A 21,431-nucleotide genomic window follows, 5' to 3' on the forward strand; every position below is an offset into this window, starting at 1 on the left:
GCAGCTTCCGCCGCCTGGTCCACCGGCTCGGCATGCGCCACCTGCGCACGCGCCCCTATACCCCGCGTACCAACGGCAAGGCCGAGCGGCTGGTCCAGACCTGCCTGCGCGAATGGGCCTACGCACGCTCCTATGCCAACTCCGAACAGCGCGCAGGCGCCCTCCCGGGCTGGCTGCACCACTACAACTGGCATCGGCTACACGCCAGTCTTGGCTACAAGCCGCCCATTACCCGCATCCCGCTGAACAACGTGCTGGGTTTACACACCTAGAACTTTTAGCCATTGCAGCAAATCGGCACGCAAAGACTGCGCACCTCCCCCGACGTCAGCCGTGGCTCCCCACCACGACGTCGCGGCCGCCGGACCAGGAGGCCCAACATGCCGCGTACCAGCATATCCTGCCCTTGCGTGTCGGGATAGCAACCGCGGTCACAGCTGCACCCTCCGCGCCGCGGCTCTCGGCCCATTCAGCCGGGGGTGCGATAGGCAGCTCCTTAGTCCTTGGTCACCCGGTTGATCTCTGCCAGGCTTGTTATGCCCCGCCGGACCTTCAAAAGGGCGGATTGCCGGAGGTCCCGAACACCAGCCCTCTGCGCGGCCTCGGCAATCTGCATGGCGTTGCCGCCGGCCAAGACAATTTCCTGAATCTCATCGCTCATCGGCATCACCTGATAGATGCCGGTGCGCCCTTTGTAACCTTCCGTGCAGTCCGGACACCCCACCGGCTCGTAGATGCGAAAGTCTGGAAGGGTAATCTCCTCCGCCGTGAATCCCTCGGCCAGCAGTGCGTGCTCCGGCAGTTGGATCTCCCGCTTGCAGTCATGGAGCCGCCGGGCTAAGCGCTGGGCGACGACCAGCGTCACAGAGGACGTGATGTTGAACGGAGCGACACCCATGTTCATCAGACGCGCGATGGTCTGCGGTGCGTCATTCGTGTGCAGCGTCGACAACACCATGTGCCCAGTCTGTGCCGCTTTGATTCCGATTTCCGCCGTTTCCAGATCGCGGATCTCGCCGACCATGATCACGTCCGGATCCTGTCGCAAAAAACTCCGTAGTGCAGCGGCAAACGTCATCCCGCGCTTGACGTTCATCTGCACCTGGTTGATGCCAGGGACGCGGATTTCCACTGGGTCTTCGACAGTGGAAATATTGCGCGTCTCGTCGTTGAGGATGTTCAATGCGGTGTACAGCGACACAGTCTTGCCTGAGCCGGTCGGCCCCGTGACCAACACCATGCCGTACGGCTTCGCGATGGCCTGCAGGTACAGCTCCTGCTGGTCATCCTCGTAGCCAAGCTTCTCAATGCCCAGCTTGGCGGCGCTGCTGTCCAGGATGCGGAGCACGATCTTTTCGCCGAACAGCGTTGGTAGCGTGCTCACGCGGAAGTCGATCTGCTTGGTCTTGCTGAGGTTGAGCTTGATGCGCCCATCTTGCGGTACGCGTTTCTCGGCGATATCCAGTTGCGCCATCACCTTCAGGCGCGCTGATATCCGCGGCTGCAGCTTCACTGGGACCTTGGCGGCCTGCTTCAGGAGGCCGTCGATACGTAAGCGCACCCGGTACTCGGTTTCATAAGGTTCGAAGTGAATGTCTGACGCGCCACGCCGGATGGCGTCGACAAGCACCTTGTTGACAAACTTGACGACGGGCGTGTCATCCGTCTTCGTATCGACACCACTGTCGCCGGAGCTGTCCTCTTCCTTACCGACATCGAGGTTCTCAAGCCCCTCGTCATCCGCGCCCATGCTGTCGCCCAAGGCGTCGGCAGATTCCAGCCAGCGATCGATGTGTCGCCGGATACTGTCCTCATCCACCAGAATGGCTTCAACCGCCAGGTTGGCCTGGAACTTGATCTCGTCCAACGCCTGGGTGTTAGTCGGGTCGCTGATGCCTACGAAGAGACGGTTGCCACGCTTGAAAAGTGGGAGCACGCAGTGCTTGCGGAGCAACTCCTCCTTGACGAGCTTGATGGCCGTCTGTTCCGGATCAAGCACAGACGGATCGAGCAATGGCACACCGAACTCGATGGAGTTCGCGGCGGCCAATTGCGCCGGAGTGACCAAGCGCTGGCTCACCAGATAACTTGCTATCGGCTTCTTTTCAGCCGCAGCGGCAGCCATGGCCTCCCGGGCCTTGCCTTCCTCAAGCGCCCCGTCGACCACCAGTCGACGGGCGATACCCGTGATGCCTACGAGGTTTGCGGAAACAACTGCGTTCATGGAGCGCCTCTTGCCGTTCACGCCTCAACTGCGGCGGACTGGACCGGAACAACGATGTTGACGGAACTGTTGCCGTAGGCAGCAGTTCCGTCGTGATTTTAGGATCTACAGGTAGATGGTACGTGCTTGTCTTCGCCTGAGATGTGTTGACAAGCCCATACAACGGGTCCGTTCACGCTGTATGACGGAGCCAAGGCCGTGTTACCGATCCTGCTTTGGCAGTGGTGGTCACGGTCAACACGCCCAATCCCCCGCAGCCGAAGCTCGCAACGTTCTTCGTCGCAGTGGCTAAAACGGGGACACCGCTGCAAGCGGCTGCTGTGAGTGCATTCGCGTTGTTGACGTTCTCGGTCACAGTCGCCTTCGCGCCGCTCGCCAAGACAATGGCTTCGGCGACCCTCGCCCTGACGGCGTAGTCCTGATAGGCGGGCAAGGCAATGGCCGCGAGAATGGCAATGATCGCCACAACGACCATGAGCTCGATCAACGTGAACCCCGAAGCGCGTTTCATCGTCACCCCCCCCCGGTTAGTGAATGATCAAACATAGTTCAGCAAAGATCATGCCAATTCCGTCCCCGATTCCGCGGCAATCCAGCGCGCACTTCACGAGGAAGTTGCGCAATGGCCGCGATTAGGAATTCAGGTCCTCCCGTTTCGCGGCGAGCCGTGGGCCTATGGCCCCGTGCGATACCTCGTGAGGGTGCAGAGGAGCGCCTTGATTAGAACTCTGCGGCGGAACTGATGCTTCATTGCTCAATCTGGGCACCAAAAATAAAAAAGCCCCGGCTATATTGCCGGGGCTTTCCACACAGCGAGCAAAAAGCAGCTGCTTAGTTGCGGCATTCGGCAGGACGATATTTCTGTGCCAAGGTGCCACCGGTCTTGCACTGCCACGTGACATTGGTAGCCGGGGGGGGTCCAGCCACCAGGGCCGGCGAAGGAGTGAAAACGATCGTGCCGTCGCCGGCGCGCGTGCTGGTATCCAGCGTGATGACTCCGTTTGCGGCAATGGCGACGGAATCCGTGTTCACGGTGGCGGTCGGCGCGATGTAGCCGCTCGCGAGCGGGTTTCCGGTGGAAGCGTTCTCCACCACAGTCACCTTGGCAGCGGACACCAGGCCCATACCCTCGGCAACGCGCGAGCGGACGGTGTAGTCCTGGTAAGCCGGCAGAGCAATGGCGGCCAGGATGGCGATGATCGCGACGACGATCATCAGTTCGATAAGCGTAAAGCCCTTCTGGTTCTTCATGGTGTTCCCCTAGGAGTGGTTGATCTCACGTGCCTTCGAGCCGGTTTTCCGGTCCTCGGGCTGCCGTGCTCGTGGCACGTGCCTGTAAGACTACGCATGACCCGTGCCAACTCCGGCCATCCTTGCCTCGCATCATCGGAGTGAAACCGGCGTCACGGTTCTTGGCGGGTACGGCAGCGAAGGGTGACGCAGAAGGTCGGTTGGGCTGTCGGCAGGGTGACGCTTCACGTCACTCCGGCGGCTTCAGTCGATGCCCAGCTTCTTCAACTTGTACCGCAGCGCCCGGAAGGTAATGCCCAAAGCCGCGGCGGTACGCGTCTTGTTGTAGCGGTTTTCCTGCAGCGCGTGCTGGATGGCCGCACGCTCGATCTCCTCGATGTACGAGGGCAGGGCGCTGGTGGCGGTGTCGCGGGGGTCGATAGTGCGTGGGTCGATGCCGTTGGCGGCAGCGGCGGCCTGCGGTGTCTGGGGTGCCGTGGAAGCCGTTGGCAGCGAGGGCACCACCATTTCCGGCAGGCGAAGATCGTCCGCGGTCAGCACGTCGCCATCAGCCATGGCCAAGGCGCGCTCCAGGATGTTCTCCAGCTCGCGCACGTTGCCGGGGAACGGGTAGTTGCGCAGGGCGGCCACGGCGTCCTCGCCCAGCGACGGGGCGGGGCGGGCCTGGTCCTTCGAGAGCCGGCCGAGGATCTTCTCAGAAAGGCCCGGCAGGTCCTCGAGGCGCTCGCGCAGCGGCGGCACGCGCAGCTCGATGACGTTGATGCGGTAGTACAGGTCCTGGCGGAAGCGGCCGTCGGCCACCATCGGGGCCAGGTCCTTGTGGGTGGCCGAGAGGATGCGCACGTCGACGCTGACCTCGGTGTTGGCGCCCACCGGCTTGATCGACTTCTCCTGGATGGCGCGCAGCAGCTTGACCTGCATCGGCAACGGCAGTTCGGCGACTTCATCGAGGAACAGGGTGCCGCCGTCCGCGCTCTGGAACAGCCCGGGCTTGTCGGCGTGGGCGCCGGTGAAGCTGCCCTTCTTGTGGCCGAAGAACTCGCTCTCCATCAGCTCGCTGGGGATGGCGCCGCAGTTGACCGGCACGAACGGCCCGCCTGCGCGGCCGCCCTCGGCGTGGATGGTGCGGGCGACCAGCTCCTTGCCGACGCCGGATTCGCCGGCGATGTATACCGGGGCCTGGCTGCGGGCGACCTTGGCAATGGTCTGGCGCAGCGACGTCATCGCCGGGGACTGGCCATACAGGCGCGATGCCACGGCGTCGGCCGCCGGTGTCTTCTCCGGTGAATCGCCGAGTTCCAGCGCGTGGCGCACAAGGTCGCGCAGCACGGAAAGCTCCACGGGCTTGGCGACGAAGTCGAATGCCCCGGCCTTGAGGGCTTCCACGGCGGCATCCACGTTGCCGAACGCAGTGATCATGGCGACCGGCGTGTCGGGGTGGTTCCGGGAGATCTCGGAGACCAGGTCGATGCCGGAGCCGTCCGGGAGGCGCATGTCGGTGAGGCAGAGATCGTACTGGTTGCGCTGCAGCAGGTTGCGCGCGTCCGAAAGGCTGGACGCGGTGTCGCACCGCAAGCCCATGCGCCCCAGGGTCATGACCAGCAACTCGCGGATATCCCGCTCGTCGTCGACCACGAGTGCGTTTCGGTTCTCAGCCATCCAATCCTCCAATGCGCACAATACCTTAAGGGATTGTGAAGAGCCACGGGCAGAAGCCCGGCTCGCGGTCGCTCCGCGCTGATTCCATAACGGCCGCCGACGCGGTACCTTGAGCGGGTCAAGGACAGACATCGAAAACGGCATGGACAGCCTCAACCCGGTCGCCACGGCGGCCCTCGCCGCGCTCGCGCGCCTGCGCGATTCCGAGCGGCTTTACTCGCTCCAGTTGCCCCGCATGCCGGCCGCCCGCCTCGTGGTGGACCGCTGGCAGGGGTGGGAATCACTATCGGCCGGCTATGAGTGGTGGGTCGACGCGCTTTCGACCGACGCCTGCCTGCCACTGGACGAACTGGTCGGGCAGAACGCGACCTTGTGGACTCGCACCAGTACCGGCGGGCGGTTGCGCCGCAGTGGTCTGGTGCGGGAGGCGGTCCAACTGGGCAGCGATGGTGGGCTCGCCCGGTACCGGCTCTGCCTGGTGCCGTGGACCTGGCTGCTGACCCAGGGGCGGCACAGCCGGGTGTTCCAGGAGCGCGGGGTGCTGGAGATCCTCGGCACGGTGTTCGGCGACTATGCGCCTTGGGCGGCTTGGCAGGTCTCGGATGATGTTGGCCCCTTCCTCGAAGGCGCGCCGCGCCGGAGCTACTGCGTGCAGTACCGCGAGAGCGACTTCGATTTCGTCAGCCGCCTGCTGGCGGAAGAGGGGCTGGGCTGGCGGATCGAGGAAGATCCCGATGCGGCCGCGGGTCATCGCATGGTGCTGTTTGCCCAGAGTGGCGCGAGTCCGGAGGATCCGACGGCAGCTTTGGGCGGTGGCATCCGCTTCCATCGGAGCGACGCCACCGAATCCAGCGACACGATCCAGGCGTTCGGGAGTGCCAGTGTCCTCGGGCCGACCGCGCTCACCCTGTTGAGCGATGACTACAAGAGCGGCCGGACCCGCGGTACCACGCTGCCGCTGGGGAATCCGGCGGTCGACGTCTCCCTCGAGGCGTACGACCCGGCGGGCCCCTATGCGTTTCCGAACCAGGCTGCGGCCGAACGGCAGGCGGGCTTGCTCGCCGACGCCCGTCGCGCTGCCGACGAGCGCTGGTTTGGTCGGGGCTGCGTGCGCAGCTTCCGCGCGGGCGAGTGGTTCCGCCTCCTGCAGGCGCCGATCGATACCGATGGCCATCCAGAGGCGCTGCTGGTTTCGGTGCGCCAGACGGGGGTGAATAACCTGCCTGATGCCGTGCGGGGAGCACTGGAGCACTTTCCCCCGGATCCGCCGCCGATGGCGACCGCGGGCGCGGATGGCATCTCACGGATGGCGTGGGAGACAACGCTCACCCAGGCGCAGACGGTGGGCTATGCGAATGCTTTTGTTGCCTTGCCGCGTGAGCTGCCGTGGCGGCCAGTGCTGGTGGACGACACCGGTGCACGCCTGAACCCGCGGCCGACCGCACCCGGCTACCAGACCGCCATCGTGGTGGGCGATGGCGAGTTGAGCAGCGATGCCCTGGGGCGGATCCGGGTGCGCTTCCACTTCCAGAACGACGAAGGCGCCGAAGGTACTGCCGACGACTCGTGTTGGCTGCGCGTCGCCCAGCGCTACGCCGGGCCGGGTGTCGGCAGTCAGTTCCTGCCGCGCGTGGGGCAGGAGGTGCTGGTCACGTTCCTGGAAGGCGACATCGACCGGCCGCTGGTCGTTGGCGCGCTGTACAACGGGCAAGGCGAGGGTGGGATACCGGCAACGCCAGGCGGCGCGGAAGCGGAAATCGAACCCTCGGCCTTCACGCGCGCGTCGGACCATCGTCCCAGTGCGCAGGGCAACCGCGCCGGCGGCAACGCGCCGCCGTGGCACGGCATGAGCCCCGACGCCGAGGGCCACCGCAACGCTGCCGCGATGAGCGGGTTCAAATCGAAGGAGTTCAACGGCGAGGGCCACAACCGGCTGGTGTTCGACGACAGCGACGGCCAATTGCGGATGCAACTCGCCACGACGCACGGCGCGAGCCAGCTCAACCTCGGCCACCTGATCCACCAGGCCGACAATTTCCGGGGCAGCTTCCGTGGCGAAGGCTTCGAGCTGCGCACCGATCAGTGGGGCGCGGTGCGGGGCGAGCGCGGCCTGTGGATCAGCGCCTACCCCGCGGATCCCGGCGCACCCGCCGGCGAACACATTCCAGAGCTCGCGCTGCTTCGCCAGGCCGAGCGGCTGGGTGCGACGTTCTCCGACATCGCCGGCACGCACCTGACGGTGCAACTGGCCGCACATCTCGGTGCCGACCGGGCGGGACACTCGCACCTGGCCGACGACCAGCCCCCGCTCGAGGCATTTGCTGCCAGCGCCGCGACCACCGTTGACGGCACCCGCTATGACGCGGCCATCGCCCAGGCCCCCGACGGCGCGACCCGCGCCGGCGATGGCCGCGTCCCCCATACCCGCGACGCCATCCTCGGCCTGTCCGCCCCCGCGGGCATCGCCCTGGTAGCAGGGCAGGCCCTGCATTGGAGCGCCGGCGAAACGCTGACGGTCATGAGTGGGGCCGACAGCAACCTGGCGGTCGCGGGGGATTTGCGTCTCCATGCCGGGCAGGCGATCGGTTGGCTGGCCGGCGCGGTCGAAAGTGCGAGCAGCGCGACGGGCCACAACTTAGCGCTGGTCACCGCGGAGGGCGAACTCGCCCTGCAAGCTCAGAATGGCGACGCAAACCTCAAGGCGCGGGACGGGCTAAAGGTGGTGAGTGCCAATGCCGAGGTCGAACTGGCCGCCGGCAAAACCGTGCACCTCGCCACGGCGGGCGGGGCGAGCATCACGATCGAAGGCGGCAACATGACTGTGGCGTGCCCCGGGGAGATACGGGTGCAGGCGGGGAAGAAGTCCTTCGTTGGGCCGGCGCAGTTGTCGCGGGAGATGAACTCGTGGCCGGAGTCGCGATTTGATGATCGCTACTTCGTCCAACTTCCGGATGGTTCTGTCGCGGCAGGCATGTCATACGAGATCATAAGGGCTGACGGGGCAGTGATTCGCGGTACAACGTGTGAGAAAGGAGGCCTAGCTCTCCAGCGGTCCATGGCGCGAGAGCGCGTCCAGATCCGGATTGCAGAAGCCCGTGGAGGTGCTGAGAATGGATAGCGAGATGCCTGTGGCAGGGCGACGGCTACAGAGCAGCTTCGACTCAGGCCGGGAGAGTTGGGTCGCAAGTACAACGCTCACGCCAACAGCGAACCAGGAGCCGGTCTCGATCATCATTGGGCAGCGATGCACGTGCTTTGACGAGCAGAAATTCCTCGATCTCTACCGCGACGAACACTCGCTGCACTTTGGCTGGTACGAGCGTGAGGGATCATCAAAATCCCGACTGCCTCCGCTCAACTCCGAATCACTATCCAACCTCGAGAAGCTGCTTGGGGGAATAAAGCAACACTTCGTTCCCGTTGCAGGTTGTCGACTCGATCAGATCGCTTACATGCTTGCTACGGTGCGTGTGGAGGCATATGACTTCATGCGGGGCGTGTTCTTTGGACCCACCATCGAACGGATCTCCTACGCGAGTGCTGAGGTCCATTACGGGGTAGGACCAACGGCCCGCAGGCCGACCTATGCGCGCAGGCATGGAAACATTGACGTGGGGGATGGATTCAAGTTCAGGGGGCGGGGCTTCATCCAGATCACTTGGCGTTCCAATTACGAAAGCTTCAGCTCTATCGCGGGCGTTGACCTGGTCGCCTCGCCGGATGCAGCAATGGAGTGGGAAACGGCGCTCAAGATCATGGTGATCGGCATGGTAGAGGGCCGATTCACTGGTCGGAAGTTGGACGACTACTTGGGCGACGGACAGAGCGATTTCTATGGAGCAAGAAGAATCATCAACGGACTAGATAAGGCCCACATCATTGCCGAGTATGCGGAGAAGTTCTTGGAACTCCTCCACAGCACGAGGTGCCCCGCGAGTGAATAGCTTCTCAAAGGCAATCCTCACAGCCACTCTTGTCGCCTCCGCCTTCTGTGGATGTACGTCGACGCCTCATTCTTCGTACGTAATTTCGGCTGACGGAGATCTGGTGCGTCTGGATGGAGGGAGGAGGACAACTGTGGCGTCTGGCGTGGACGACGGCGCCATGACCTATGACGTGTACCTAGACGAAAACCCATCTCTGGGCCCGTTGCTCGTGAGGGAGAGGTTTGGTGGCAGCAGGCAAATGGTGTTGGTGCCCGTCACTCCAGAGCTGGAGGCCCGCTGGGCTCTTAGCCTGTCCATAGATATGGCCGGTTCACTGGGAAAAGCAGAGCCGGTTTGGCGCGGAGTAGAGCTGAAGTTCGCCCGCCCTGCGTCGCTGAATGACAGCATCTGGGATGCTGTGTTCGCGGGCTTGGAACATGTCGAGGGTAACGCTCCAGACCCAGTGCCGCTGCACAATCCTGGGGGTGCGGGCGACGAGCTGGTTATTCCGACGTTGGTGTACTCGGGCGATCGCCTGATAGGAACTAAGACGTACCTTGCTCCCGGAGCCGTGGTCGACCCACGGACGCTCAGGCGAGCCGATCCTTGAGTTGCACTTCGGCTTTCCCCTCGCCCAGTCAGTTCAACGTTTATCGGGTGCGGTAGTGTTCAACACGGCCCCCGACAGCAACCCCCGCCGCTTGAACCACACCTCCAGCGGCCAGGTCACAGCGGCGGAATGGCGGCGAACAGCGCAAGCACGGCGGCCCACAACGGCCAGTTCAGGCCGTGGATTCCACGTGTTGGTTCTGGCGCATGGGCTCCGCACTTGACCGTTTTCAGCTTGAAGACAGCTCTCTCAGCCGCGAAGCCGATGCGCTATAGCTTGCTGTTGCTAATTGTCGCCACTTCGTGTTCCAGCACGGCGCAACAAGAGGGCATTGGCCCACGGGGTGAGCTGTCTCGGTACACCCTTGAAGTGCCGACAACCGTGCGCTTGTCCGCTACACGGACTGCAGAGCTATCGAGGCGGAATGACCAGGTGGAAGTCGCCGAGGCCGGTCGCACGCACCTGCTCTCGGCGCTCGATTTCCCTGACACTCATGTGCTGGCTGGTGATCTGACTGGCGATGGAGAGAGCGAGATCCTGGTCGAGCTGTTCTCTTCAGCGTCGGGCAGCTGCTATGAGCTGTGGTTGCCGAGAGGTGCGACCTATCACCAGTACGACGATGTGTTCTGCAACCCGGTTTCCGAGCCTGATGGGACGTTGCGGACCGTGCGACGTGACGGCCCCTTTTCGCACATAACAACTTACCTGCCCGATGAGGAGCGCGGCCTGCGAAAGTTAAGCCGGCAGGAGCCCTTGAACCGGGACTTCAGCAGGTTTAGTGAGTGGCGGCAGGACGGGGCGATGGAAGAGGCCATCATATTCCTTGGACTTCCAGAGTGTGGCGAGGCAAGAGTCGTAATCGACTCTGTTCGGTCGCTGCGTGAGTCGCCCCGCGGGGATACGACCGGAAGAGTTCAGGGCGAAGTGCGTGTGCTTTCGATCAGCGAGGAAGAGCCCTTCGATCAACACTGGGTGCAAGTGCAAGCTCCGGACGGCTCGGAGGGATGGCTGTTGCCCGAGGAGCTGGGTGACATTGGGGCTGCCGCGATGCGTCACTGCCGCGCTCGATCAACAATCTCGGGCGACGCCAAGAAACCGCTGAGGCAGAAACTGCAATGATTGCGTCCCGCCACCTGCTTGTCGGTATCGCTGTGGCGACAGCGGGGTGTAGTGGGAGTGTGCCCATGCACGATGAAGATGCCGCATTGGGTCGGACGCCGGCCGATGGCCTAGAAGAGGCTGTGGAGGCCGCGCCGGCTGGCCCCGACAAACGTGGAACCGTTATGTACGTGGGCGATGCGGATGGAAAGAAGCGCAGCGTCGAAATCTACTATGACAGGCGGCATGTCAGAACCATCGACCACAGCTTCGGCGAATTTCAGCAGGAGCTCCCAGCCTCGATGTCGAGCTCGGGCAACATCGTCCTGCTGCACCAGGTTGAGAGCGGCACATTGCACGTGTCACCTGAGGAGGTGCAGCGACATGAGCGCTACTACTGCAACTTCGTTGATCTGCGGACCGGCTGCCTTCTCGATAGGAGAACTGGTGAATTCTGTGCCGGAGAGTGGGCTGAGAACGATACGTGGCGGGGTTCTGATGGTCGAACAGTCAACCTTCTCGAAGAACGCATCACGGCCGCACAAGTTGTGGGGTCGAGCCAGCCGCCCGCAGATGGTCCGGTCTGGAGTTACCGGAACCTGCGGCATTGTGACCCCCCGGGCCGGCATAACCGCAGAAGCTACATAACCCTGCTTGAGGCGAACGTCTTCTCCCTTACTGCAGAACAGCTTGGAGCTGAGTGGGAAGACTCAGAGAACTGGTAACACGCGATGCACGCGAGGTGATTGTGCCGAGTTTGGAGCGTGATACGGCTCCGACACCTGAGTGATCTGGCCTACTCCGCGCAGCGCCAGTGTGGGCAATCTAGGAGAGGGTGACCCAAATGGAATTTCGGTGGAGCAATGCAAAGAAGATGGTCGGGATCACTGCGGTGATTCTTCCCGCTCTGACGTTGACTGGCTGCAGTGAGGGCCGGGCGACGACAGCAACTTGTTTGGACGAGCTGCAGGCCGCTCCGCGTGCAAGTTCTCTGACGCTCGACATCGAGCAAATTACCGGCGGCGGAACCGTCGAGCGTGGCGGGAGCAAGGATGAGTGGAGCGACATCCGCTCGATCTCAACCAGTTGCGAGCCGCCGGCGCGGCTGCCTGGCGAAAACATGTTTCTCAACGATTCCGGTATGCGGGATCCTCCCAAACCGGTGCAGGTGGTCAATCTTCCGGGCCTGTCGGGGGTGGTGTTCGCCTATTCCTCGCGCGGGGACGAAGAAATCATGACCGGTTACGCCGCGGCGCTGGTCGAGTATGGACCTGACGGTAAGCCACGCCGGTCCTACAGGGCGACCGAGATTCTCTGGGACGAAGGCTGGGGCCGGCATGTCACCAGTCTGCTGACGCCCGCGGGCATCCGACGCTGCTCGGTTGAACTCGAGTACTTCACCTATTCCGGCTCGGATATCGTGGGCGTGCTTGAAACGCCACGCCGCAGTCCGCCGTTTTGCGAAGATCTCGTGGCACTGCCTGTTGATGCTTGAAGCAGCTCAACCGCGACCGTGCGGACTGCTCTTCGCCGCCTTGTCCGACAGCAACCCCCTCCGCTTGAACCACACCTCCAGCGGCCAGGTCACAAGCGGCGGGATGGCGGCGAGCAACGCGAGCACGGCGGCCCACAGCGGCCACTTCAGGCGGTGGGCCACGCCCAGGGTCACCACCAGGTAGAACAGGAAGGCGGCACCGTGCAGCCGCCCGAACAGCCACACCCCCAGGTCGGTGGTGCCGGTGCCGTACTTGAGCACCATCCCGACCAGCAGGCCGGCCCAGGTGAAGGCTTCGATGAAGGCGGCGATGGCGAACCAGCGGCCGGCGCGGGTGAAGTGGTCGTTGTCCATGGAGTCCCTGGTGGCGCGGATGCGAGGCGGCACCCTACAGGTAGCCGGTCAGCGGCGCGAGCGTGCCGCAACGGGACGCCGCTCGTCCTCGCGCTCCGGGCGTGCCGCCGTCGCGGTCATCCTGACCCGGAAGCAACTGCCACCCCCCGGCAGCGGGATGAAGTCGAGCGTGGCCTGGTTGGCCCGACAGAGTTCGCGGGCGATGTAGAGCCCCAGGCCGGTACCGTGGCCGGAGGTGGTGAAGAAGGGGCGGAACAACTGTTGTGCGACCCGCTCCGGGATGCCCGGGCCCCGATCGATGACGTCGATCACCGGTTGCTGGTGTTCGTCGACATGTACGTTGAGCGTCACCTGGGCGGGCTCCCCGGGGAGGCGGCCGTAGGTGAGGGCGTTGTGCACCAGCACGGTGAGGATCTGGTGCAGCTGGCGCGGATCGATCAGCGTGGCGATCTGCGGTTTGCTGGCGGTGGAGCGCAGGCTGTCGTTTTCCAGCGGGTGGCCGGCGCGGTAGTCGTCGACGAAGTGCCGGGCCAGCGCGACCAGTTCCACGTATTCCGGCTTGGCGGTTTCGCGCCGGGCCAGGCCCAGCACGTTCTCGACGATGCCGTTCATCCGTGCGCCCTGTTGCCGCACGATCTCAAGCAGGCGGCGGTCGGCGGTGGGGATATCGTCGGACTCCTCCAGCAGTTGCACCGCGTAGTTGATGGCGGCCAACGGGTTGCGGATCTCGTGGGCGAGGCTGGCGGAAAATCGTCCCAGGGTCGCCAGCGTCATCGACTCGGCGCGGCGCGATACCAGCGAGGTGTCGTCCAGGAAGATCAGCGTCTGCTCGCTGCCGGCCAGCAGCCGGGTGAAGCGGGGCACCACTTCCGGCTGGTCCGGGGCGATCTGCAGTGGACTCTCGTCTGCTTTGCCGTCCTGCCGCCACGCGGCCAGACGGCGGGCCAGCTCGGGAATCGCGACCCCGAGGTCACGGTGTCCATCCCCGGCGTCTCCCAGCAACAGCGTCGCCGCCTCGTTCGCCAGCCGTACCCGGTTGTCGCCGTCCACCAGCAATACGCCCGTGCGCAGGCGGCGGATGATCAGCTCGTTGACCTCCACCAGGTGTGCGGTTTCGGCGCCGCGGCGTTCGGCCAGTTCATAGCTGGAACGCATCTGCCGGCCGAGGACGCTGGTCAGGGTCGCGATCGCCAAGAAGCCGATTGCGAACATGATCGGCTCGGCCAGCAACCGTCCGCTGTCGTCGACAACCATGCTCCATACGTGCTCCCCCACCAGCGCCAGCGCCGCGGCCACCGACACGCTGAGGCCGAAGCGCGCCGGCAGGAGCAGCGCGGCGGCCCCCACGTTGAACATCAGCATCAGGGCGATGCCGGCGCCCGCGGCGGGGATGGCATGGATGGCGAGGATGCCCGCCACGAGGTCCACCGCAACGCCGGCCAGGGCCTGGGTCCGTAGTTCGCCGCGCCGACCCAGGGCGAACAGCGCCGCGGCGAAGACGAAGTAGGAGACGGCGACGACGCGTGCCAGCAGGTCGTGGCGGGGCGGGCCGATGAGGTCGGCGACGGGACCGAACAGCACCAGCACCAGCATGGCTGCTTCGAGCAGGCGGTACAGGGTGAAGAAGTACAGCTCCCTGCGCAGGGCGGTGTCGGCGTCGTCCAGCGGAGCGGCGATGGTGGTCGGCAAGCGGTATCCCCGGGAAGTGGGCCCCGACCGGAGTATAGGCATCGATCCCCCCGCCTTTGTAGGAGCGGCTTCAGCCGCGATCATGGAACCGGCGCGGGCGTACCGCCTGTCGATCGCGGCTGAAGCCGCTCCTACAGAGCCACGTGTGACGTCTTCGGGGGCGGCGACAAAGGGCAATTTTGCCGGGGGGGCCGCAATGGGCGACAATGCCCGGCCCCCTCGCGCCCGCGCCGCTCGCCGGTCGCCTCCGCGTGGGACGTCTTCAACTCCCCTCGGTGACGCATGAATTTCCACGAATACCAGGCAAAGAAGCTGTTTGCCGACTATGGCATCGCAGTGCCGGCCGGGCGCATCGCCCGCACGCCGGAAGAGGCCGTCGAGGCCGCCAAGTCGATCCCCGGTGATCTCTGGGTGGTCAAGGCCCAGATCCACGCGGGCGGCCGCGGCAAGGCCGGCGGCGTCAAGCTGGCCAAGAACTTCGACGAAGTGAAGCAGTACGCCGCGGCCATGCTCGGCACGAAGATGGAGACCTACCAGTCCGCCGGCGTGGCGCTGCCGATCGACTCGGTGCTGATCTCCGAAGGCACCGACATCGACAAGGAGCTGTACCTGTCGGTGCTGGTGGATCGCGACACCCAGTCGGTGACGTTCATCGCGTCGGCCGAGGGTGGCGTGGAGATCGAGCAGGTCGCCAAGGACAACCCCGACGCGATCAAGACCATCAACGTCAACTACGTCGAGGGGCTGCAGCCCTACCAGTGCCGCGCGCTGGGCTTCGACCTGGGGCTCAACGCCAAGCAGGCGGGCCAGCTGACCAAGATCATGATGGGCCTGTTCAAGCTGTTCCACGAGAAGGACCTGGCCCTGGTCGAGCTCAACCCGCTGGCGATCCTGACCAACGGCAACCTGGCCGTGCTCGATGGCAAGGTCAACTCCGACGACAACGCCGCCTTCCGCCACCCGGACCTGGTCGCCATGCGCGACATCCGCCAGGAGGACGAAACCGAGGTCAAGGCCAGCCAGCACGACCTCAACTACGTCACGATGGACGGCAACATCGGCTGCATGGTCAACGGCGCCGGCCTGGCGATGGCGACCATGGACGTCATCCAGCTGGAGGGTGGCTCGCCGGCCAACTTCCTGGATGTCGGTGGCGGCGCCAACAAGGAGCGCGTGACCGAGGCCTTCAAGCTGATCCTGTCGAGCGACAAGGTGAAGGCGATCTTCGTCAACATCTTCGGCGGCATCGTGCGCTGCGACATGATCGCCGAGGGCATCATCGCCGCGGTGCAGGAAGTCGACGTCAAGGTTCCGGTGATCGTGCGCCTGGAAGGCACCAACGTGGATGCCGGCAAGGAGCTGCTGAAGAACTCCGGCCTGGCCATCACCCCGGCCGACGACATCAACGACGGCGCCCGCAAGGCCGTCGCCGCCGTTTCCGCCGCCTAACATTCGCTTTTGTAGGAGGGGCTTCAGCCCCGATCGTGAAACGGCCCGGGCGACCGGTCGTGATCGCGGCTGAAGCCGCTCCTACAGGACAAGGGATCCAATCTAATGAGCGTTCTGATCAACAAGAACACCAAGGTGATCGTGCAGGGCTTCACCGGCTCGCAGGGCACCTTCCACGCCGAGCAGATGCTCGACTACGGCACCAAGGTCGTGGGCGGCGTGACGCCGGGCAAGGGCGGCACCGAGCACCTCGGGCTGCCCGTGTTCAACACCGTGCGCGATGCGGTCGACGAGACCGGCGCCAACGCCTCGGTCATCTACGTGCCGCCGCCGTTCGCGGCTGACGCCATCCTCGAGGCGGCCGACGCCGGCATCACCGTCATCGTCTGCATCACCGAGGGCATCCCGGTGCTGGACATGCTGCGCGTGAAGAACGTGCTGCGCGACTACGACGACGTGGTCCTGATCGGGCCGAACTGCCCCGGCGTGATCACCCCGGGCGAGTGCAAGATCGGCATCATGCCGGGCCACATCCACCAGAAGGGCAGCATCGGCATCGTCTCGCGCTCCGGCACGCTGACCTATGAAGCCGTGAAGCAGACCACCGCGGCGGGCCTGGGTCAGTCGACGGTCATCGGCATCGGTGGCGACCCCATCAATGGCACCAGCTTCATCGATGCGCTCAAGCTGTTCCAGGACGACGAGCAGACCGAAGGCATCATCATGGTCGGCGAGATCGGTGGCGGCGCCGAGGAAGAGGCGGCCGAATTCATCAGCCAGTACGTCACCAAGCCGGTGGTCGGCTTCATCGCCGGCGCCAGCGCCCCGAAGGGCAAGCGCATGGGCCACGCCGGTGCGATCGCCTCGGCCGGTGCCGGTACCGCGGAAGGCAAGTTCGCCGCGATGGAAAAGGCGGGCGTGACCACCGTGAAGTCGCCCGGCGACCTGGGCGAAGCGATCGCCAAGCGCCTGGCGAAGTAATCCGGCCGGCGCCGCTGCGGCGGCGTGCAGTCGTGGAAAGGCCACCTCCGGGTGGCCTTTTTCACAGGCGGGGTGGAACAATGGCCATCCCCCGGCAATACAGGCCATGCCGACATGGCAGACCCCATCCGCATCGCCCTCGCCCAGTTCGACTTCCCCGTCGGCGCCGTCGAGCGCAACGCCGAAGCCATCATCGAGCTGATCGCCGAGGCGCGCGACGAATATGGCGCGGACCTGGTGCTGTTCCCGGAGCTCGCCCTCAGCGGTTATCCGCCCGAGGACCTGTTGCTGAGGCCGGGCTTCCTGCACGACTGTGAAAAGGCGATGCACCGCATCGCTGCCGCAACCACGGGCATCACCGCGATCGTCGGCTGGCCCGAAACCGCCGGGTCGGTGGTCTACAACGCGGCCAGCATCCTCTGCGACGGCCGTATCGAGCGCACCTACCGCAAGCGCGAGCTGCCCAACTACGCCGTGTTCGACGAGCGTCGCTACTTCGTGGTCGACCCCGACGGTGGCAACTGCATCTTCGAGTTCAAGGGTGTGCGCATGGGCCTGCTGATCTGCGAGGACATGTGGTTCGCCGAGCCGCTGCACGCCACGGTGGAAGAAGGCGCGGAACTGATCCTCTCGATCAATGCTTCGCCGTTCGAACGCGACAAGCACGCCCGCCGCGATGCCCTGATGGAAGATGCCACCCGCCAGTTCGGCGTGTCCATCGCCTACGTCAACTGCGTCGGTGGCCAGGATGCGGTGGTGTTCGACGGCAGCTCGCTGGTGGCTGAGCGGGGCGGCACGGTGCGTCCGGCTGCGGCGGCGTTTACCGAGCAGATGCTGGTGGTGGACTACGACCCCGAATCCCGCGGTTTCGCCTCCGTGCAGTGGATGGAGGATGGCGACGAGAGCCGTGATGCGCTGGCGTGGCGCGCCGTGGTCCGGGGCACCCGCGACTACTGCCAGAAGAACGGCTTCAAGAAGGCCTGGCTGGGACTGAGCGGCGGCCTCGATTCCGCGGTCTGCCTGGCCATCGCAGTGGACGCGCTGGGGGCGGAGAACGTCACCGCTGTCAGCATGCCCTCGCGCTACACCGCGGGCATCTCCAACGAGCTGGCCGCCGAGCAGTGCGCCGAAATGGGCGTGCGGCTGATCAATCTGCCGATCGAGAAGCCGTTCCAGGGTTATCTGGACACACTGGCCGAGGTGTTCGAAGGCCAGGAGGTCGATACCACCGAGGAGAACCTGCAGTCCCGCACGCGCGGTGCCATGTTGATGGCGTTGACCAACAAGTTCCACGGCCTGCTGCTGACCACCGGCAACAAGAGCGAGTACGCGGTGGGCTACGCCACCATCTATGGCGACATGGCCGGGGGCTACGCGCCACTCAAGGACCTCTACAAGACCGAGGTCTACGACCTGGCGCAGTGGCGCAACACGGTCGGCGATCCGGTGATCCCGGTGGGGGTGATCGAGCGTCCGCCGTCGGCCGAGCTGCGGGCCGACCAGAAGGACCAGGACTCCCTGCCGCCCTATGACGTGCTGGACGCCATCCTGTCGCGCTATGTCGACCAGGAGCAGTCGCACGAGGAGATTGTCGCTGCCGGCTTCGGCGAGGAAACGGTGTCGAGGGTGCTGCACCTGGTGCGCATCAGCGAGTGGAAGCGCCACCAGGCCGCGCCCGGGCCGAAGGTCTCGCGCCGTGCGTTCGGGCGCGAGCGCCGCTACCCGATCAGCAACGGCTACGAGGGCTGACCGTCAGCAGGTGGGCTGCCATTTCCCGGCGGTACCTTCGCCGGCGTGTAGGAGCGGCTTCAGCCGCGATCATGGAGTCGGCGCGGGCGGTTTGGCATCCAATCGCGGCTGAAGCCGCTCCTACAAAAGCGGGGATGCCGTAGCCCCAACGAAAAACGCCGCCCAGGGGGCGGCGTTTCCGATTCAGCGGGGCGGGCCGTTCAGCCCGCTTCCGCTCAATCCATGTCCAGCGCCGACTTCTCGGTCGCGAACGGGTTCAGCTTGCGCCAGTCGCTCGGGTAGTCCGGCCAGTCGCCGCTGAGGTAGGGGTGGCCCGGGGCATTCTGTTCCAGCACGCGGCGCGCATCGTTGGCCAGCGTCTCCTCGCCCAGACCCTCGTACGCGGCCGCGAGGGTCGCCACCGCATCGTTCTGGTGCTCGGTCCCCGGATACGTTTCGATCAGGTAACGGGCGCGGTCGGCGGCGGCCACGTAGGCGGTGCGGCGCAGGTAGTACAGCGCGGTCTCCAGCTCGTGGCGGGCGAACATGTTGCGCAGCTGCGCCATGCGGTTGAGGGCGTCTGCGGCGTAGCGGCTGTTCGGGTAGCGCTCGGTGACGATCTTGAAGTCGTTGAAGGCCTGCATCGGCGTCGCCAGGTCGCGGCGGCTGGCGTCCAGGCTCCAGACCTTCTGCAGGAACACCGTGTCGCGGTTGGAGTTCACCAGTCCGCGAAGGTAGTACATGTACGAGGCGAGGCGATGGGTCGGATAGGTGCGAAGGAAGCGGTCGATGCTGCTGATGGCCTCCTCGTGCTTGCCCGCCTTGTACTGGGCGTAGGCCGTTTCCACCATCGCCTGCTCGGTGTATGGACCGTACGGATACTGCGCCACCAGACGCTTGTAGGCGGTCTCGGCCTGCGACCAGTTGCCGCGCGTCATCGAGGTATGGCCCTTCTCGTACAACTGCTCGACCGGCACCCCTTCGATGGCCTCTTCATCCTTGAACATCTTGCCGAAGCGGGCGCAGCCGCTGGCGACGAGGACTACCGTCAGCAGCAGGCAGGTGAGGCGCAGGGCGTGGGAGCGTTGGGTCATGGTCGAAAAGGTCAGCGGGCGCCGGAGGCACGAAGCGACGATAATAGCAGTCCCGCGCCGCGAGCCCTTAACCGTGCCCCCTACATGACATCCGACCCCCAAACGCCCGCCGGAAGCGAATCGGCCACCCACCAGGCCACCGTGCCCGACACCGCCGCCGGCCGCCGGTTCGATGCCGTGATCGCCGAATTGTTCCCGCAGTACTCGCGCTCCCGGCTGGCAGCCTGGATCAAGTCCGGAGACGCCCTCCTGGACGGCCAGCAGGTGCGTCCCCGCGATCCGGTGCGGGGCGGGGAGACGGTGAGCCTGGAGGTGGTGCTCGAGGTGCAGACGCGCTCGGAGCCCGAGGACATCGCGCTGGACGTGCTGTTCGAGGACGAGCACCTGCTGGTGATCGACAAGCCGGCCGGGCTGGTGGTGCACCCGGGGGCCGGCAATCCTACGGGCACGCTGGTCAACGCACTGCTCCACCGCGACCCGGGCCTGAACGCGCTGCCTCGCGCGGGCATCGTGCACCGGCTCGACAAGGACACATCGGGGGTGATGGTGGTCGCCCGCACGCTGGTCGCGCACACCGCGTTGGTGGAGCAACTGTCGGCGCGTGCCGTGCATCGCCAGTACCTGGCCGTGGTGGCTGGACCGCTGGTGGCCGGCGGCACCGCCAACGCCCCCATCGACCGCCATCCTCGCGACCGCATCCGCATGGCGGTGCGCGACGATGGCCGCGAGGCGGTGACGCATTACCGCCTGCGCGAGCGTTTCCGCGCCCACACCCTGCTGGAGTGCCGGCTGGAAACGGGCCGGACCCACCAGATCCGCGTGCACATGCAGCACATCAAGCATCCGATCATCGGCGATCCGCTGTATGGCGGCTCGCTCAAGCTGCCCAAGGGCGCGACGCCGGAGCTGGTGGAGGCACTGCGCGGGTTCAAGCGCCAGGCGCTGCACGCGGAAACGCTGGAGTTCGTGCACCCGGTCACCGGCGAGCCGGTGCGATGCAGTGCGCAGGTGCCGGAGGACATGCAGGCGCTGGTCAAGGCGCTGCAGGACGACACCCGCATCGCCAACGAGAAGGCCCGCTGAGCGTGCATCCGGCCCTGCTCGCGGCGGACTGGCCGGCGCCGGCAGGGGTGCGGGCATTCACCACGCTGCGATCGGGTGCCGGGGTGTCGCAGGGCCCCTTCCAGCACTTCAACCTGGGTAGCCGCTGCGGCGACGATCCGGCTGCGGTGGCGTCGAACCGTGACGCGCTGGTCGACCTGGCGAAAATGCCAGCCACGCCGGTCTGGTTGCGGCAGGTCCACGGCACGGACATCCATCGCGCACGCCAGGCGAATGCCGGATCGAGCGAGCCGGAAGCCGACGCAGCCGTGTCCGGCGTGCCCGGCGTCGTACTGGCGGTGCTCACGGCCGACTGCCTGCCCGTGCTGCTGTGCTCGGTACGCGGTGACGAGGTTGCCGCCGCCCACGCCGGCTGGCGCGGGCTCGCCGCCGGAGTGCTGGAGGAGACGGTCCGGGCGATGGCGACGCCGGCGTCGAGCCTGATGGCCTGGCTCGGACCCGCTGCCGGGCCGGAAAATTACGAGATCGGTGAAGAAGTCTTCGCGGCTTTCGCAAAGCTCGATCCGGCTGCGGCGGAGGCCTTCGTCGCCACCCGCCCCGGACATTGGCGGGTGGACCTGTACGCCCTCACGCGGCAACGGCTCACCGCCGCCGGCCTACCCCCGACCAGCATCCATGGCGGCGACTACTGCACCATCGGCGATCCGGGCCGCTTCTACTCGCACCGGCGAGACGGGCACAGCGGCCGCATGGCATCGGTCATCTGGATCGATCCGGCAGGGTGAAGCTAGGCCCATGGCCCGACTGGCGC

At 65.4% G+C, this 21,431-nt stretch carries 19 protein-coding genes; 12 read left to right on the plus strand and 7 right to left on the minus strand.

Features of this window, described 5'->3' with window-relative positions:
- Window positions 1-272, plus strand: a 272-nt coding sequence (locus B5D37_RS08890) for an integrase core domain-containing protein (protein WP_143814232.1), incomplete at its 5' end; no start/stop codon positions are given.
- Window positions 273-496: 224 nt separating this feature from the next.
- Here the strand turns inward: B5D37_RS08890 and pilB are convergent.
- The 4 genes from pilB to B5D37_RS08910 all read right to left on the minus strand — a co-directional run bounded on the left by pilB (window position 497) and on the right by B5D37_RS08910 (window position 5,134).
- Window positions 497-2,224, minus strand: a complete 1,728-nt coding sequence (gene pilB, locus B5D37_RS08895) for a type IV-A pilus assembly ATPase PilB (RefSeq protein WP_078758385.1) — start codon at window positions 2,222-2,224, stop codon at window positions 497-499.
- A 172-nt stretch (window positions 2,225-2,396) separates the two neighbouring features.
- The gene (locus tag B5D37_RS08900; RefSeq protein WP_143814233.1) at window positions 2,397-2,735 is read right to left on the minus strand and encodes a pilin; all 339 of its coding nucleotides are present in this window, start codon (window positions 2,733-2,735) and stop codon (window positions 2,397-2,399) included.
- Window positions 2,736-3,055: 320 nt separating this feature from the next.
- Window positions 3,056-3,475 carry a pilin gene (locus tag B5D37_RS08905; protein ID WP_078758386.1) on the minus strand — a complete coding sequence of 140 codons (420 nt, stop codon included), beginning with the start codon at window positions 3,473-3,475 and terminating at the stop codon, window positions 3,056-3,058.
- 243 nt (window positions 3,476-3,718) lie between these two features.
- The gene (locus tag B5D37_RS08910) at window positions 3,719-5,134 is read right to left on the minus strand and encodes a sigma-54-dependent transcriptional regulator (protein ID WP_078758387.1); all 1,416 of its coding nucleotides are present in this window, start codon (window positions 5,132-5,134) and stop codon (window positions 3,719-3,721) included.
- A 142-nt stretch (window positions 5,135-5,276) separates the two neighbouring features.
- On the opposite strand from B5D37_RS08910, the gene B5D37_RS08915 reads away from it, so the two are divergent.
- The 6 genes from B5D37_RS08915 to B5D37_RS08940 all read left to right on the plus strand — a co-directional run bounded on the left by B5D37_RS08915 (window position 5,277) and on the right by B5D37_RS08940 (window position 12,263).
- The gene (locus tag B5D37_RS08915) at window positions 5,277-8,252 is read left to right on the plus strand and encodes a type VI secretion system Vgr family protein (protein WP_078758388.1); all 2,976 of its coding nucleotides are present in this window, start codon (window positions 5,277-5,279) and stop codon (window positions 8,250-8,252) included.
- Window positions 8,245-9,078 (plus strand): hypothetical protein, encoded by an 834-nt coding sequence (locus B5D37_RS15065; RefSeq protein ID WP_143814234.1) that lies wholly within the window; start codon window positions 8,245-8,247, stop codon window positions 9,076-9,078. The genes B5D37_RS08915 and B5D37_RS15065 overlap by 8 nt, the downstream gene beginning before the upstream one ends.
- A gap of 160 nt (window positions 9,079-9,238) precedes the next feature.
- Window positions 9,239-9,670 carry a hypothetical protein gene (locus B5D37_RS08925; protein WP_143814235.1) on the plus strand — a complete coding sequence of 144 codons (432 nt, stop codon included), beginning with the start codon at window positions 9,239-9,241 and terminating at the stop codon, window positions 9,668-9,670.
- 432 nt (window positions 9,671-10,102) lie between these two features.
- Complete coding sequence (locus tag B5D37_RS08930) at window positions 10,103-10,789, plus strand: SH3 domain-containing protein (RefSeq protein ID WP_143814236.1); 687 nt, start codon at window positions 10,103-10,105, stop codon at window positions 10,787-10,789.
- Window positions 10,790-10,854: 65 nt separating this feature from the next.
- Window positions 10,855-11,493, plus strand: a complete 639-nt coding sequence (locus tag B5D37_RS08935; protein ID WP_078758392.1) for a hypothetical protein — start codon at window positions 10,855-10,857, stop codon at window positions 11,491-11,493.
- 119 nt (window positions 11,494-11,612) lie between these two features.
- Window positions 11,613-12,263, plus strand: coding sequence for a hypothetical protein (locus B5D37_RS08940; protein WP_143814237.1), 651 nt, complete (start codon window positions 11,613-11,615; stop codon window positions 12,261-12,263).
- Between the two features lie 6 nt (window positions 12,264-12,269).
- On the opposite strand, the gene B5D37_RS08945 is transcribed toward B5D37_RS08940, so the two are convergent.
- Window positions 12,270-12,617 (minus strand): DUF3817 domain-containing protein, encoded by a 348-nt coding sequence (locus B5D37_RS08945; RefSeq protein WP_078758394.1) that lies wholly within the window; start codon window positions 12,615-12,617, stop codon window positions 12,270-12,272.
- A gap of 48 nt (window positions 12,618-12,665) precedes the next feature.
- Window positions 12,666-14,348: a sensor histidine kinase gene (locus B5D37_RS08950; protein ID WP_200809219.1), complete on the minus strand. Its 1,683-nt coding sequence runs from the start codon at window positions 14,346-14,348 to the stop codon at window positions 12,666-12,668.
- Window positions 14,349-14,588: 240 nt separating this feature from the next.
- On the opposite strand from B5D37_RS08950, the gene sucC reads away from it, so the two are divergent.
- The 3 genes from sucC (at window position 14,589) to B5D37_RS08965 (ending at window position 18,485) form a co-directional block, all read left to right on the plus strand.
- Entirely contained in the window at window positions 14,589-15,755 is a 1,167-nt protein-coding gene (gene sucC, locus B5D37_RS08955; RefSeq protein ID WP_078758396.1) for an ADP-forming succinate--CoA ligase subunit beta, read from the plus strand.
- Window positions 15,756-15,860: 105 nt separating this feature from the next.
- Window positions 15,861-16,736: a succinate--CoA ligase subunit alpha gene (sucD, locus tag B5D37_RS08960; RefSeq protein WP_078758397.1), complete on the plus strand. Its 876-nt coding sequence runs from the start codon at window positions 15,861-15,863 to the stop codon at window positions 16,734-16,736.
- 114 nt (window positions 16,737-16,850) lie between these two features.
- Window positions 16,851-18,485 (plus strand): NAD+ synthase, encoded by a 1,635-nt coding sequence (locus B5D37_RS08965; RefSeq protein ID WP_078758398.1) that lies wholly within the window; start codon window positions 16,851-16,853, stop codon window positions 18,483-18,485.
- A gap of 215 nt (window positions 18,486-18,700) precedes the next feature.
- On the opposite strand, the gene B5D37_RS08970 is transcribed toward B5D37_RS08965, so the two are convergent.
- Window positions 18,701-19,558 carry an outer membrane protein assembly factor BamD gene (locus B5D37_RS08970; RefSeq protein ID WP_078758399.1) on the minus strand — a complete coding sequence of 286 codons (858 nt, stop codon included), beginning with the start codon at window positions 19,556-19,558 and terminating at the stop codon, window positions 18,701-18,703.
- Window positions 19,559-19,642: 84 nt separating this feature from the next.
- Here B5D37_RS08970 and rluD point away from each other — a divergent pair, with 84 nt between their 5' ends.
- Window positions 19,643-20,641, plus strand: a complete 999-nt coding sequence (gene rluD, locus B5D37_RS08975) for a 23S rRNA pseudouridine(1911/1915/1917) synthase RluD (protein WP_078758400.1) — start codon at window positions 19,643-19,645, stop codon at window positions 20,639-20,641.
- Complete coding sequence (pgeF, locus tag B5D37_RS08980; protein ID WP_425478046.1) at window positions 20,638-21,405, plus strand: peptidoglycan editing factor PgeF; 768 nt, start codon at window positions 20,638-20,640, stop codon at window positions 21,403-21,405. Before rluD ends, pgeF begins: the two co-directional genes overlap by 4 nt.
- Window positions 21,406-21,431 lie beyond the last annotated feature (26 nt).

It is taken from the genome of Lysobacter spongiicola DSM 21749 (assembly GCF_900167055.1).
GTDB lineage: Bacteria > Pseudomonadota > Gammaproteobacteria > Xanthomonadales > Xanthomonadaceae > Novilysobacter > Novilysobacter spongiicola.

Bases quoted from the DNA above. Each gene is read 5' to 3' on its own strand.
- pilB (WP_078758385.1), bottom strand. From the start codon at position 2,224: ATGAACGCAGTTGTTTCCGCAAACCTCGTAGGCATCACGGGTATCGCC.
- B5D37_RS08905 (WP_078758386.1), bottom strand. From the start codon at position 3,475: ATGAAGAACCAGAAGGGCTTTACGCTTATCGAACTGATGATCGTCGTC.
- sucD (WP_078758397.1), top strand. From the start codon at position 15,861: ATGAGCGTTCTGATCAACAAGAACACCAAGGTGATCGTGCAGGGCTTC.
- B5D37_RS08950 (WP_200809219.1), bottom strand. From the start codon at position 14,348: ATGCCTATACTCCGGTCGGGGCCCACTTCCCGGGGATACCGCTTGCCG.
- B5D37_RS08910 (WP_078758387.1), bottom strand. From the start codon at position 5,134: ATGGCTGAGAACCGAAACGCACTCGTGGTCGACGACGAGCGGGATATC.
- rluD (WP_078758400.1), top strand. From the start codon at position 19,643: ATGACATCCGACCCCCAAACGCCCGCCGGAAGCGAATCGGCCACCCAC.
- B5D37_RS08925 (WP_143814235.1), top strand. From the start codon at position 9,239: ATGACCTATGACGTGTACCTAGACGAAAACCCATCTCTGGGCCCGTTG.
- B5D37_RS08900 (WP_143814233.1), bottom strand. From the start codon at position 2,735: ATGAAACGCGCTTCGGGGTTCACGTTGATCGAGCTCATGGTCGTTGTG.
- B5D37_RS15065 (WP_143814234.1), top strand. From the start codon at position 8,245: ATGGATAGCGAGATGCCTGTGGCAGGGCGACGGCTACAGAGCAGCTTC.
- B5D37_RS08945 (WP_078758394.1), bottom strand. From the start codon at position 12,617: ATGGACAACGACCACTTCACCCGCGCCGGCCGCTGGTTCGCCATCGCC.
- B5D37_RS08965 (WP_078758398.1), top strand. From the start codon at position 16,851: ATGGCAGACCCCATCCGCATCGCCCTCGCCCAGTTCGACTTCCCCGTC.
- B5D37_RS08915 (WP_078758388.1), top strand. From the start codon at position 5,277: ATGGACAGCCTCAACCCGGTCGCCACGGCGGCCCTCGCCGCGCTCGCG.
- sucC (WP_078758396.1), top strand. From the start codon at position 14,589: ATGAATTTCCACGAATACCAGGCAAAGAAGCTGTTTGCCGACTATGGC.
- B5D37_RS08970 (WP_078758399.1), bottom strand. From the start codon at position 19,558: ATGACCCAACGCTCCCACGCCCTGCGCCTCACCTGCCTGCTGCTGACG.
- B5D37_RS08935 (WP_078758392.1), top strand. From the start codon at position 10,855: ATGCACGATGAAGATGCCGCATTGGGTCGGACGCCGGCCGATGGCCTA.
- B5D37_RS08940 (WP_143814237.1), top strand. From the start codon at position 11,613: ATGGAATTTCGGTGGAGCAATGCAAAGAAGATGGTCGGGATCACTGCG.